The sequence below is a fragment of the Vibrio sp. CB1-5 genome (assembly GCF_059412285.1).
Genome location: NZ_JBJHPB010000020.1, coordinates 14,505 through 26,784, shown reverse-complemented (window position 1 = coordinate 26,784; position 12,280 = coordinate 14,505). Strand labels below are relative to the sequence as shown.

The following is a 12,280-nucleotide window of genomic DNA, read 5'->3' as shown; positions in this document are numbered from 1 at the left end:
GGGATTACAAGAACTCGTCGGCACCGCCGGACAGCATAAGCTCTCCGTTATCAGCCATGCGTCTTGCAATAGTCAACACTTCTTTTTGAGCCGCTTCCACATCTGCGACACGTACTGGTGGCATCGCTTCAATATCTTCGCGCATCATATCAGCAGCACGTTTCGACATATTGTTGAAGATTTTCTCTTTCAGACCTTCATCCGCACCTTTCAGTGCACGTTGCAACACGTCTTGTGGAACATCTCTAAGCAGCTTCTGAATACCTTGGTCGTCGACTTCGATAAGGTTTTCGAACACAAACATGAGGTCTTGTATTTGGGTTGCCATATCTTCGTCTTGGTCGCGAATTTGATCCATGAGAAGACCTTCGACGTTGTTGTCTAGGTAGTTCATGATCTCGGCCGCAGCCTTCAGGCCACCAATCTTGGCCGCTTGTGCACCGGCTTGACCTGCGAACTGTTTCTCCATGATTTCGTTTAGCTCTGCAAGTGCAGACGGCTGAACCTCTTCGAGGTTGGCAATACGCATCATCAAGTCAAGGCGAACACGTTCAGGGAACTGTGACAAGATTTCTGCTGATTGGTCTGCCTCCAAATAAGAAAGTACAATGGTCTGGATCTGTGGGTGTTCGTTGTGGATGATGCTCGCCACTTGGCGTGGATCCATCCATTTCAATGAATCGAGACCTTTTGAACCGGTACCCAGCAAGATTTGATCAACCAGATTATTGGCTTTGTCTTCACCAAGAGCAGCAACCAGCGCATTACGCATGAAGTCTTCGCTACCCATACCGATGTTGGTGTATTTCTGAATGTCTTCCAAAAATGCGCGGTGTACGACGCCGACTTTATCTTGGCTCAGGTCAGTGGCCTTCGCCATTGCGCTACCGACACGTTGAACCTGCTTAGGCTCTAGGTGGCGAATAATACTCGCCGCATCGGATTCATTGAGGCTCAGCAGCAAAATTGCCGCTTTTTCATCGCCACCAATCGAGGAGATATCAACGCTCGATTCCACTATTTGACCACCATTGGCCGCTACAATATCGTTTGCCATTAGTTCTCAGCCATCCAGTTTTTCACTACTTGCGCAGCCAGTTCAGGTTCGTTGGCCACCAGTGCACGCACGGCTTTCAACACATCTTCATCTTTGTGTAGGTTTGGCAAATCAATGCCGGAGCTAAATTCAAACAGCTCACTGCCATCGATATCGGTGCCAATGAGGCTGGTTTCACCATCCGCTCCAAGCGGCAGACCATCAGGACCATATAGCTGCTCGTCTTCTTCCGCGGCAGCAGGGTTAAGCAGTTTCTTCATCGCTGGACGAATAAGCACCATCACAACAACGACAATCACAAGCGCACTAGCAAACCAGCGGATCCAATCATTGAAGTTTGGGTGTTCCCAAATTGGCACATCAGGCAACAGCTCAGCGGCTGGCTCTTCAAAAGTCATGCTAAGTACATTGAGTAAGTCACCACGATTTTCGTTAAAGCCCACCGCGCCGACTAGGATTTGACGCAGCGCCGCCAACTCACTTTCTGAGCGTGGCTCGTAAGTCACTTCACCAGTATCCGGGTTGACCTTCGAGCGATTTTTGATGGCGACGGCAACAGTCTGACGATTAACGACACCACTTTGCTTACGCTCGTGACTGATAGTGGTATCCAGCTCAAAGTTACGTGTTGCTTCTTTATGTACGGAGCCTTGCCCCATAACTGAGCCATCTTTCATCTGAGCGACATCCGTTGGAATGGACGCATCCGCCGGTGGTTGATTGCTCAACGCGCCCGGAACACCGGCAACCACGTTGCCGTTGTTATAGTCTTCTAGCGTGTATTCACTTCGAGTGGCTGGGGTGTTCGGGTCAAAACGCTTACGCGTTTGCTCTACAGCACTAAAATCGAGTTCAATATCAACTTGAGCGGTGTAGTTCCCCAAACCTAAAATTGGGATCAAGACGGAGTCAATTTTCTCACGCAGCGCTTGCTCTTGATTGCGCTCAAGCTCTTGCTCTTTGCGCCTCGCCATTGAGGTTGCATCTTGGGAGCCAGAATTCAGCAAACGACCATGCTGATCGGTAACAGTAATGCGCGACGGTTTCATGCCCGGTACAGCACTCGCGACCATGTCAACGACCGAGTCCACTTCTTGCTGCTTAAGAGTCGCCCCCATTGCTAGGGTTAAAAATACCGACGCAGACGCTTCTTGATTATGGCGCACAAATACACTCTGTTTAGGAAGTGCTAACAAAATACGCGCAGTGCGTACCTGTTTCATTTGTTCGATGGCTTTGGCGAGCTGCCTTTCTCGGCTGAGTTTGAGACGCTCTTGCTCAAGACGCTGAGATACGCCAAACCCCATATCTTGCATCAAGATATCGTCGCCAGCATTCGACGAGCGGTTAAGTCCAGCACGCACCATATCAAGTTTAAGGCTGTTGTACTCGCTTGCAGGCACACTCAATGAGTTGCCATTGAGTTTATAGGCGACTTTTTTCTGATCGAGATAATCAAGGACCGGGATCAACTCTTCGGTTTCATATACCCCTAGTGGACGCATTTCTGGCTCTTTAACCCAGAAAAATAGCATTACAATGAGGGCAACACAGATTGAGATAGACAGCACCAATACGATTTGTCGTAGCAGATCGAGATCGCCGACGGCCAAGTCAAACTTGGAGCTGCTTTTTTCATTAATGTCAGGATTTTGACTATCGGTTGCGATGTCTGTGCTGGAGACCATGGCGGTATCCCCACTATCCATAACTGCGACATCGGTCGACTGGTTATCTTGAGCCACTTCTTATTACCTAGATTACACGGGCATATTCATGAGTTCTTTATAGGCTTCGACGAGCTTATTTCTCACTTGGATGGTTGCTTCGAAAGCGACGCTCGACTTATTGCGAGCAATCATGACATCTGACAATGAGACATCGGCGTCACCGCGATCAAAACGAGTTTGTAGATCACCAGAGGTTTTTTGAAGACCATTTACGTTGTTCACTGCTTGGGACAACATGTCGCCAAAGTTGGCACCCACTTGATGGGCGGTCGCTGTCGGCTTGGCGTTTGAGGCTTCAAACATCATTGCCTGCATTTCGTGGTGTAGTCCGTCAACTTTCATGCTGTACCATCTTCTGTCAATTAATTGACAGCTTCCTTTCTAAATTCTGACTTTTCTGGTCTATGGAAATAAAACAGCAAAAATTATGCCACGCTTGCCCCGATGCTGACCAGCACCGAGGGCAAATAAATTGTGACGTTTAGCTAGGGATCTCAATTCCCGCATCGCGCATTTTAGCGAGCTTATAGCGTAAAGTGCGTGGGCTGATGCCCAGCTTCTCAGCCATCTCTTTACGACGACCCTCACACTCTTTCAATGTGTCTAATATGATCGCAAACTCTTGGTCTCGAAGCTCACCGCCAAGCCCTTCACCACTCGCCACCGGACGAGCCAGTTCAGACTCGACTTCCGCCACCGGCGCAACGATCGGCGCTGCAACAGATACTGGGTCTGATACTGCCATTTGTAGACTTGATGCATCTTGCCAATCTACGCCTTCGAGCAAAATATGCTCCGCAGCGACTTGGCTTTGATCGCAAAGAATCAGCGCACGTTGCACCACATTGTCGAGCTCACGGACGTTGCCAGGCCAAGGATAACTTTGCAGTTTCGCTAGAGCTTGCTCAGTAAACTCTGGCACCGGCATACCCAATTTCTTACAATGACGCTCCGTTAAGTGGCGTGCGAGAGGGGCGATGTCACCGGTACGCTCACGTAATGCAGGCCACGCAATTGGAAACACGTTTAGACGGTAATACAAATCCTCACGGAAATTGCCTTCCTGCACGTACTGTTTAAGATCACGGTTGCTGGTTGCTAGAACGCGAACATCAAGGGCGATACTTTTACGGCTCCCAAGACGCTCTACTTCTCGCTCTTGCAGAACACGCAGCAGTTTAGCTTGCAGGTTAAGATCCATTTCACTGATTTCATCCAGCAAAATAGTGCCGCCCTGCGCCTGCTCAAACTTTCCCGGACACGCTTGGATAGCACCGGTAAAGGCACCTTTTTCGTAACCAAACAGCGTTGCTTCTAGCATGTTGTCTGGAATGGCTGCACAGTTAATCGCAACAAATGGACCATCCGCACGCAGTGATTTATTGTGAATGTAACGAGACATCACTTCTTTACCCGAACCACTAGGGCCAAGCACCATTACGCCGGCATCAGTTTTAGCCACTTTTTCAGCTAAGGCTAACAGCTGAATACTTTTCGCATCTGCGACCACAGCGTCACCATTGTCGTCCGACTTAACGGGGGCGTATCGGCTAACCATGTTAAGCAGCACTTCAGGGGCAAAAGGCTTCGCCATGTAATCGATAGCACCTTCTTTCATTGCCGCCACAGCATCTTCAATGTTTGCATAGGCCGTCATTAGAAGAACCGGTAGATTCGGCCAGTGCTGCTTAATATTACGAAGCAGTGCCAAACCACCCATGCCAGCCATCTGAACATCAGAAACCACAATGTCTACAGGTTGTGTTTTCAGCTTTACCAACGCATCTTCTGCGCAATCTGCCTCAACCCATTCATAGCCAGCAAGCGCCAGCGTATCGACTAATGCTTCGCGAAGACCTTCATCATCTTCAACGATCAATACTTTGCTCTGAGCCATCAATTATGTCCTTCGTCCGTTACTACTTGGTTAGACGATGTTTTTGCCAGTGGTATGCACATGGTAAAACACGCACCGTCATCCTCTTCTGATATTAATTCCAATCGCCCCTCATGGGCACGACACACCATTTGAACCACCGCAAGCCCAAGGCCAGTGCCTTGAGAGCGTGTAGTGAAAAATGGCTCCATAATTTTTTGTTGTAGCGCCTTCGGTACGCCAGGGCCGCTGTCTTGTACCGAAATCTTTAATTCGTTATTTACCGTTCTAAGGAACACATCAACCTGAGAGCCCTTGCCCGCAATTTGCGCCGCGTTAAGCACTAGATTACTAAGTGCAGACGCTAGCGCATTTACGTTGCCTAATAACGGTGTCTGTTCTTGTTCGACTTCCAAGCAGTAGTCGATTTGATTGCTTTTAAGCGTGGTCTCGACCATCGGCTGATATTCGGCAACCAAATCATCAATAGTAAATGGCTTAATCACCTTGTTATCGCCGCCTTTGGCGAATAGCAGCATGTCATTAACTTGCTTCTCGAGATCATGCAGTCTATCGACCAATTTGACTTGAAAACGCTCGCGCGTCGCTTGTGGAAGGTTCGGTGCGGCTAAGTTTGAAGCATATAGCATCGCACTCGATAACGGCGTGCGGACTTGGTGTGCCAATGAAGCCACCATGCGCCCCAATGAAGACAGACGCTGCAAATCGCTGACTCGCGATTGCAGTAAACGAGTTTCCGTCAAATCGGTAATCAGGATCAGTTGCCCAGTCGATGACGCTGAAATAGCCAAACGTACTTTGCGACCATTACGCAGCGATACCTCATGCCCGTCATCCTCTTTCGGGTCAAACACAACTTGAATGAGGTGAAACCACTTTTGCCCCACTAGCGGGATTTCAAGTATGCGATGGGCTTCAGGGTTAGCTTCACGCACTACACCTTGGGTATCTAACAAAATCACACCGGCAGGCATCGCTTCTATGACCTGCTGATAGCGCTCAACTTGCGACTCTAAAGAATCTAAGTGCGAACTAGACTCGGGTTCAGGCTGCGAGGATTCGTTAACCATCTGATTCATGAACGAGGCTTTCCTTCCATTAATACTGCTCGTAGAAATACGTAAGGCCATAAAAGACTATAGCCCGAAAATGCAAAAAGCATGCCGGGCTATATCTGTTATTTTTCAGACACTTAGCTGCGTCAATAATTTGTCGTCAATTTTCAAGCGTGAACTGCGTCAAATTTACTCTGTCTGTCGTGAAGGGAAAGCGATGAATAGCTAACGATGAATGGCATATTTACGCATTTTCTCAACTAGGGTGGTGCGTCGCATACCAAGCATGTCTGCCGCACGAGCAACGATGCCATCTTGCGCATCCAGTGCTTGATTGATCATATTCACTTCAAGCTCTGCCAGCATCTCTTTCAGGTTCACACCTTCTGGCGGCAGCGACTGAGGCGCGATCTGTGGATCAAACTCAGGCTCAGCATCAAAAGAGAAATCATCTGAGAAGATACTATCCAGTGCATCTCGCTCTTGTTCTTCGATGGTCTTTAGCGTGTTCATCTCTGGTTGGAACTCAGGGATGTCACTATAACGATACTTCACCGGAAGGTGGTTGACGTCAACTAGGCTATTTGGATACAGGATCACCATGCGCTCTACTAGGTTGGCGAGTTCGCGAACATTGCCCGGCCAATCGTGCTCCATCAAAGAGTTAATTGAACGCGGTGCGAAGCAGATCGGTTGACCACCTTCCGCTTCCATACGTGCTAGAAGCTCTTGAAGTAACAACGGAATATCTTCTTTGCGCTCGCGAAGTGAAGGCATTTCGATTGGGAACACATTCAGGCGATAGTAGAGGTCTTCACGAAACTGAGTCTCTTGAATCATGGTTTCAAGATCGCGGTGTGTCGCAGCAACAATACGAACATTGGCTTTGATAACGGCAGTTCCACCGACACGTTCAAATACACGCTCTTGAAGTACACGCAGCAGCTTTACCTGCATTGGCATTGGCATATCACCAATTTCATCGAGAAACAGTGTGCCGCCTTCAGCAAGTTCAAAGCGACCTTTACGTGCTGTAATCGCACCAGTAAACGCCCCTTTCTCGTGACCAAACAGCTCACTTTCCAGCAGATCTGGTGGGATCGCACCACAGTTAACCGGTACAAACGGGCCTTTACGGCGACTGGAGTGATAGTGAATATTGCGCGCCACCACTTCTTTACCTGTGCCCGACTCTCCTAAAATCAACACATTCGCTTCTGAACCAGAGACTTGCTCAATCAGGTGGCGAACCTCTTGGATGCCAGAACTTTGACCGACTAGGCTGCGAAACAGCGTGTTCTTGCGCGTCGCCGATGGCACTTGAACGCCTTTGCGTCCCAAAAACTCGCGGCAATGACGTAAAGCATCGCTGAGCTGTGGGTAGTTGAGCGGAAATTCGAGTTCACCCACAAAGCTAGTCAGTGATTCGACAGCACCCGAAAACTCGCTCGTAACAAGAAGCGGGATGTGATTTGACACAGAAAGCTGAGCCAACAAGGCATTAGAGAGCGTTGCGCTTTGCAGGGCACCGACGATGCACCCAGACCAAGTCTGAGTCCAATCAATCTGATTGATGTCGCTCGATGAAATTGCAACGCAATGCTCACCTACAAACTCAAGAATAGTCTGGAGGTTATTGCGCACTTGCGAGTCGTCAGCAATAACAAGAAGTTTAGCTAGGTCTTGCATGTGTCAGGTAAAATGCCTTGATAAGTCAACCTTTGCACCTCCATATTATCGCAAGATTCGTGCGACGAATGGGATTTATAAACACAACAAGAGTTTTATAAAACAGATGCTTAGATACAAAAAAGCGCCATTAGGCTAAGAATGGCGTCTATTCTATTGGCATTAATTTAAGAAGGCAACTGACACACCGCCAGATTAAGAGGTTTATTCCGCTTAAATACCCACTTCTTGAGCTGTTAGGTTGTGATAGTTAGCAGGGATTTGATCCCACGCTGACTTGATTTCACGGATGATCTCAATCACATCATCAATTGGCTGCGGGTTGTTTTCATGGTTTGCCTCTGTAATTTGACCAATCATGAATTCATATAATTGGTCTAAATTTTTAGCGATGTCACCACCATCGTCCATAGATAAACAGCTACGCAGCGCGATAATAATGTCGAGAGCTTTACCAATACGCTCACCTTTTACAGGAATGTTGCCTTGTTCCATCGCCGCTTTTGCTTGGATTAGCCTTTCGATAGCACCACCCATAAGCATTTGGATAACTTTGTGCGGCGAGGCAGCCGTCAACTGACTGTCTACAGAAACTTTCTTGTATGCTTGCAATGAACCACGCATCACTATCCTCTCAAATAAATTTTTTGTACTGCTGTAAGGAACGTTTACCGTGTCGGTATTTTCTTAACGACTGTCCCAATTGTTCCGTTTTTGATTCCATCAGTTGCGCAATATGGCGAGTCGACTCGACCACCTGCTGCCACTGAGCACTTTGCTGCAGGTTCGGATTCCTTTTGCAGACATCAATAATGGTTTTGATTAACTGTTCTCTTTTATCGACCAACTGATGAATTTCTTCAGTCTCTGGGTCAATATTTTCTATCAGAGATAATAAACGGTGATCCAAATCACTTAACTCATTGAAAATAAGCATTTAATTAACTCCGTACGGATAATCATTATGATAAGGCATTCATCATACCAGCGAGCTGCGCTTGCATTTTTCCGGTCGCATCTTGCATCGCGGCGAACTTGTCTTGAGTTCGCTTCTCAATCCCTTCCATACGCCGGTCTAGTGAGGCTTGGTCGTCATTGAGGCGGTAGTTTTGCTCCGACAGACTTTTCTCCCGAGTACGGATAGAGCCCGTCATTCCCGTCATGCTGTGAATAGCATCTTCGACCTTCTTGGCAAATCCGTTATTGCCACCAAAGAAATCACCCAGATTGCCAAAGTTATTGTTGAGCTGCTTATCGAGCAGCTGATAGTTAATTTCAAGGCGTCCTTCTCGAGTCGTGGTAATACCAAACTCGGTAAGAGAACTCAGATCTTTTGGTGCGCCTTCTATGCTACTGGAAAACACGCTTTTTAGCCTAGAATCGGCGCTACGTACGATGCTGTCACCCGCGAGTGGCCCAGCTCTTCCCGTGGTAGGATCAACTTTGGATAGGTCCTGAGAAACTTGAAAGAACTGGTTGTAGGCATTCACAAACTGTTCAATGTCGGCGCGTACGCTATCTCTGTCGTACTCAACGCCGATTTCGGCAGCTCGCTCTCCAGGTTTGGTGGTGCCTTTTAAAGTCAAGTCCACACCTTCAATCGCATCTTCAATCACATTATTGTGACTTGAGAGTTCAGCCACACCATCGAGAAGAACGACTGAATCTTGCGCAGATTGGACTTCAGACATTCCCATGTAAATTTGCATTGAACGCTGAGCTTCAGCGAGTTCTGACTGGATTGCTTCCACTTTTTCTAACCGTTCGCGCTCTTCTGGCGACAGTTTTTCGCGCTCTAGCTTTTTAGCCTCCTCTTCCGTCATATCACCATCGGCCACAGCCTTCGCTATCGCCGCTTTTTCCGCTGCGAGCTCTTCCTCGAGCTTAGCTTGCGCCTCTTCAGGGGTGACGTAAGAGTCGGTTAAGGTACCAGAGGCGGTGTTCGACCAGCCTGGTACTTGTTTCGATTTTTCAATCGCTTTTTCATCAAGCTCAGGTTCTGGAGCTTGATAGGAATCCATTAGGGTGCCAGACGCCGTTTCTGTCCAACCAGGAATCGTATCTTCAGGGCGGCCAGAATTTGCCTCCTGAGGGTTTTCGGGATTTGCTTCGCCTTCTTGCGCTGCCTGCTCAGCACTTTGCGTGTCTTCAGCCGCTTTCCCATCAACGGTTTGACCATCGGCGGTTTCTTCACCTGGCTGAGACTCTTGAGCCTCACCCATAGCTTGATCTTGTTCACCGTCTTGCGGTGGCAAACCAAGTACACTTAACGCTTCTGCTTGCACTTGTTCGAGATCGCGCACGCGCTGTTCTATGGTTTTGAACTCAAAACGGAACAGATCATTGCCAGGTTCAGCTTCAACGCCAATCGTTAGCGCTTTTTCAGCACCAGATTGATCGGAGGCAACAATGAGCCTTGGGCCATTGCGGTCTTTGATTATAGAAGCTCGAACACCGGGGTTATCACTGGCGCCATTGATGGCTCTCACCACGTCAGTGAGTCTAGAATTTTTACGAAGGGATAGCTCGAACTGCTCGTCGCCAAGGGAAATTTGCAGCTTACCCGGCCCAAATCGCGTGTCATCAGGGATGACGTCTGAGGCAATTTTGTGGCTCTGTGCAAGCTGCAAGACATCAACAGCGTATTTGCCAGCGATCGCATCTGTGGTCGCTGTGGCTGTGACAATATTTTCTTCAGTACTGTTTACACTGCGCAGTGCAAACGCTTTTTCCTGACGAAAATTTGCCATCAGGTTTTTCATCGTATCGAGTGATTCTCGGAGCCGTCCATAGGCACTGATACTGGTATCAATTTTTGCGCGCTCAAAATCAATACGTTGCTGCTTTGGTATGCGCTCCGCATCGACGATTTTGCTCACCATGGAATTGATATCCATGCCAGATGACATCCCTATCGGGCCCATTATTCACCAAACTACTTCAAATCTATACCAACCCGAACTCAACTGAGTCAGGCATTACACCAGCATGTCTATCGTTAACGAGCCATGCTGTTCGATGCGGCGTAAAACGTCGAGCAGTTCTTCATCCGGAAACTGGCGGATCACATCCCCCGTTTCCTTGGCATACACCGTGAAAATGTTGCGTCCAGATTCTTCATCAACACGAAACGATAATCCCGTATTCATGTCGCTTAAAAATTTATCTAGTCGCTCCACCATTTTCTCGCGCTCAGCATCATTTAGATGCTGTCGCTCAGTGGCAATGCGTTGAATGACTTCGGTGGCTTTCTTGTTAGTCAGCTCCGGCGTCTCGGTTTTATTGACCTCGTCAACCGACTGAGACTTCTCTTTATTCTCGGTCTTTACTTGTTGCGAGGCGGCATCTTTAGTATTTTTCGAAGCAAGTTCTGTGCCACTCGATGAGGCAAAAGGCTGAAGGTTCGATGCGTAGGATGAAATGTCCATTTCGCTCTCCCGTTTCTAACCTTGTATTGTCCAACTCCAACAAGGGTACTTCTTGTTGAGCAATAGCATTGAAATTGGAAGTCGGCGGTAAAGGGATGTTACCGCCAACCAACCTGCCTAAGGTCTACGACGAAATTAGCCTAGTAGGCTAAGTGCCGCCGATGGAGACTGTTTCGCTTGAGCAAGAATCGAGGTACTTGCTTGTTGCAAGATCTGATTCTTAGTCATCGCAGTTGTCTCTTTTGCGTAGTCCGTGTCTTTAATACGGCTGTTTGACGCATTCACGTTCTCGTTGATGTTGCTAAGGTTGTTGATTGCGTGGTTGAAACGGTTTTGGAAAGCACCAAGTTCAGCACGTTTAGAGTCAACACTCTTAAGTGCGCCATCAAGCACTGCAACCGCTTCTTGAGCGCCCGCTACCGATGTGACATCGATATCTTTCACTGTCACATCTTGACCTGCACCGATGCTAAGGTCAGAAGCTAGAGAGCCACCAAATGTCACATCGCCTGTTACTTTTTGCGTTGAAGCGTAAAGCTGCAGTTTGCCATCATCGCCAACAGATGCTTTCACATCTTCACTTTGACCATTGATATACGTTGCTAGCTGCTCGATGTCATCGCCTTCTTTTGCAGAGATATCTAGGCTAACCTCGTCGCCTTGTCTGTTGGTGTAAGACATGGTTAAGTTAGCGCCGGCGCCAACCTCCCAGTCTGCGTCTGCGCTGACAGTAGAACCGTAGCTTTTACCGCCCATTTCTGCAGTATCAGAGCGAATGTTACCCATAGAAAGCATAACTGCTTCACCAGAGTCCGCACCGATTTGGAAAGATTGTGTGCCGTAAGTACCGTTAAGGAGACGGTTACCACCGAAAGAGGTCGTTTCTGCAATACGGTTCAGTTCATCGTTAAGCGCTGTTACTTCTTCTTGAATAGCAACACGCTCTGACTTTGAGTTTGAGCCGTTAGAAGATTGAAGCGATAGGTCACGCATACGTTGCAGGATATTGGTGGTCTCATTCATCGCACCTTCTGCTGTTTGCGCGATAGAAATACCATCGTTCGCATTTTTCACCGCCATATCTAGACCGCGACTTTGCGACGTCAAACGATTAGAAATTTGTAGACCCGCAGCGTCATCTTTTGCGCTGTTGATTTTATAGCCAGAAGACAAACGCTCCATTGATTTTTGTGTACCTTCCGCAGCGGTATTTAGATAACGCTGGGCGGTCATTGCAGACACGTTAGTGTTTACATTAATTGCCATATTGATCTCCTTAGGCATTCAGGGGTAGATGGCCTCTGTGTCTCTCACCTCACATTGGCACATCTGATTTCATTTCTCTCAATCCCTGTAACGGCGATTCATTTAGAAGCTTTAGAAAAAAAGTGCGTTTTTTTTGTCGTTAATTCAATTGATTGAAT

At 47.9% G+C, this 12,280-nt stretch carries 11 protein-coding genes; all 11 read right to left on the bottom strand.

Going from position 1 to position 12,280, the window contains the following annotated elements; genetic code table 11:
* Nucleotides 1-4: 4 nt before the first annotated feature.
* The gene (gene fliG / locus ACJB0T_RS14445) at nucleotides 5-1,057 is read right to left on the bottom strand and encodes a flagellar motor switch protein FliG (protein ID WP_479290866.1); all 1,053 of its coding nucleotides are present in this window, start codon (nucleotides 1,055-1,057) and stop codon (nucleotides 5-7) included.
* Complete coding sequence (gene fliF / locus ACJB0T_RS14440) at nucleotides 1,057-2,802, bottom strand: flagellar basal-body MS-ring/collar protein FliF (RefSeq protein ID WP_479290867.1); 1,746 nt, start codon at nucleotides 2,800-2,802, stop codon at nucleotides 1,057-1,059. The genes fliG and fliF overlap by 1 nt, the downstream gene beginning before the upstream one ends.
* A gap of 15 nt (nucleotides 2,803-2,817) precedes the next feature.
* Nucleotides 2,818-3,129 (bottom strand): flagellar hook-basal body complex protein FliE, encoded by a 312-nt coding sequence (fliE, locus tag ACJB0T_RS14435; protein WP_042497023.1) that lies wholly within the window; start codon nucleotides 3,127-3,129, stop codon nucleotides 2,818-2,820.
* Between the two features lie 139 nt (nucleotides 3,130-3,268).
* Nucleotides 3,269-4,684 carry a sigma-54-dependent transcriptional regulator gene (locus tag ACJB0T_RS14430; protein ID WP_479290868.1) on the bottom strand — a complete coding sequence of 472 codons (1,416 nt, stop codon included), beginning with the start codon at nucleotides 4,682-4,684 and terminating at the stop codon, nucleotides 3,269-3,271.
* Nucleotides 4,684-5,754, bottom strand: a complete 1,071-nt coding sequence (locus tag ACJB0T_RS14425) for a sensor histidine kinase (RefSeq protein WP_479292298.1) — start codon at nucleotides 5,752-5,754, stop codon at nucleotides 4,684-4,686. The genes ACJB0T_RS14430 and ACJB0T_RS14425 overlap by 1 nt, the downstream gene beginning before the upstream one ends.
* Nucleotides 5,755-5,964: 210 nt before the next feature.
* Nucleotides 5,965-7,428 (bottom strand): sigma-54 dependent transcriptional regulator, encoded by a 1,464-nt coding sequence (locus ACJB0T_RS14420; protein ID WP_479290869.1) that lies wholly within the window; start codon nucleotides 7,426-7,428, stop codon nucleotides 5,965-5,967.
* A 213-nt stretch (nucleotides 7,429-7,641) separates the two neighbouring features.
* Entirely contained in the window at nucleotides 7,642-8,052 is a 411-nt protein-coding gene (gene fliS, locus ACJB0T_RS14415; RefSeq protein WP_112461804.1) for a flagellar export chaperone FliS, read from the bottom strand.
* A 10-nt stretch (nucleotides 8,053-8,062) separates the two neighbouring features.
* Nucleotides 8,063-8,365 (bottom strand): flagellar protein FliT, encoded by a 303-nt coding sequence (locus ACJB0T_RS14410; RefSeq protein ID WP_112461803.1) that lies wholly within the window; start codon nucleotides 8,363-8,365, stop codon nucleotides 8,063-8,065.
* A 25-nt stretch (nucleotides 8,366-8,390) separates the two neighbouring features.
* Complete coding sequence (fliD, locus tag ACJB0T_RS14405) at nucleotides 8,391-10,352, bottom strand: flagellar filament capping protein FliD (RefSeq protein WP_479290870.1); 1,962 nt, start codon at nucleotides 10,350-10,352, stop codon at nucleotides 8,391-8,393.
* 54 nt (nucleotides 10,353-10,406) lie between these two features.
* Nucleotides 10,407-10,856 carry a flagellar protein FlaG gene (locus tag ACJB0T_RS14400; RefSeq protein WP_479290871.1) on the bottom strand — a complete coding sequence of 150 codons (450 nt, stop codon included), beginning with the start codon at nucleotides 10,854-10,856 and terminating at the stop codon, nucleotides 10,407-10,409.
* Nucleotides 10,857-10,991: 135 nt separating this feature from the next.
* Nucleotides 10,992-12,122 carry a flagellin gene (locus ACJB0T_RS14395; RefSeq protein WP_479290872.1) on the bottom strand — a complete coding sequence of 377 codons (1,131 nt, stop codon included), beginning with the start codon at nucleotides 12,120-12,122 and terminating at the stop codon, nucleotides 10,992-10,994.
* Nucleotides 12,123-12,280 lie beyond the last annotated feature (158 nt).